The 1,197-nt window shown below is 75.4% G+C and carries 1 protein-coding gene; it reads right to left on the reverse strand.

From position 1 onward, the window contains the following. On the reverse strand, window positions 1–1,197 hold a 1,197-nt coding region (locus AB0O00_RS40420), incomplete at both ends, for an alpha-N-acetylglucosaminidase TIM-barrel domain-containing protein (RefSeq protein WP_363659649.1).

Raw genomic sequence — 1,197 nt, forward strand, 5'->3', positions numbered from 1 at the left:
GCGGCCGTAGCGGGCCGTCGCGTACGCCGTGAACCAGGCCGCCCGGTCGATCTCGGCGGGCGACCACGCGAGGTCGGCGAAGAGCGCGAGGGCCGCCGGGTCGGTGCCGGTGCCCTCGGGCATGAAGGCGATGCCCTTGAGCGCGCTGCCGGGCCTGGTGAGCCACCGGCGGAACCGGGTGGTCCAGACGGCCGTGTTGGCGCCGAAGGTGGTCTTGCCGCCGAAGTTGGGGATCGTGCCGAACGCGTACGGCGTGCCGCCCCAGTCGGATTCGCGGTCGAGGCCGTCGTAGCGGTCGGAGAGGCCGTCGACGATCAGCATCCGGCTCCGGTCGACGCCGGACAGCAGGGCCGCGGTGGGGTTGTGCTCCCAGCCGAGGACCGCCCAGACCGCTCCGGGGTGCGCGGCGAGCAGGGCGCGCTGGATCGCGCCGGCCGCGGCGGGCACGTCGACGGTGCCCGCGGTGCCGCCCTCGTGCAGCGGGTCCATCTTGTACATCGCGCTGTCGCCGAACGCGTCGTGCTGCGCGGCGTAGTAGGCGGCGGCGACGCGCGCGAACTGCGGGCCGGTGGGGTCGAGCCAGGAGTCCCGGGTGAACGCCGTCCAGGTGCCCTGCGGGACGACGGCGGCGCCGGGGTTGCGCCCGGCGCAGTCGGTCGGGACGGTGCCATAGTAGCCGGGCAGCACGGGCGTCATGCCGAGGGCCCGCAGGTGGTCGCAGACCCGGCGGCCGACGGCGGCGCGCGCGGCGACGAGCTGCTCGGAGACGGGGCCGTCGAAGCCGGACATGTTCTGCAGCAGCCACCACGGCTGGTGCGCGGGCGCCGGGATCCACGAGCGCAGGTCGGCGGCGGAGTAGCCGAAGCCCTGGAGCGCCCGGTGGTACGGCTCCTCGGCGCCGACGGTGACGAGGACCTCGTTGAAGCCGTGCAGCGCGAGGACGTCGATCTCGTGCCGGTAGTCCTCGAAGCTCCGGTAGGCGCCGGAGTAGCCGTTGTCGGTGTCGTTGAGCGCGTAGCGGTGCGGGACGACGGCGGCGTCGGTGTGCGGGGCGGGCACCGGCGGCAGCGTGGCCGGGAGCGCGGCGGTGCTGTCGCCGGGGAGCCCGATGTCGGCGTGGGCGACGTTGCGCAGGTACCAGCCGACGCCGGTCAGCAGCGTCGCGGGCGAGGTGCCCGCCACCCGGATCGCGCCGGG

The sequence above is a fragment of the Kitasatospora sp. NPDC093558 genome (genome assembly GCF_040683475.1).
Taxonomy (GTDB): Bacteria; Actinomycetota; Actinomycetes; order Streptomycetales; family Streptomycetaceae; genus Kitasatospora.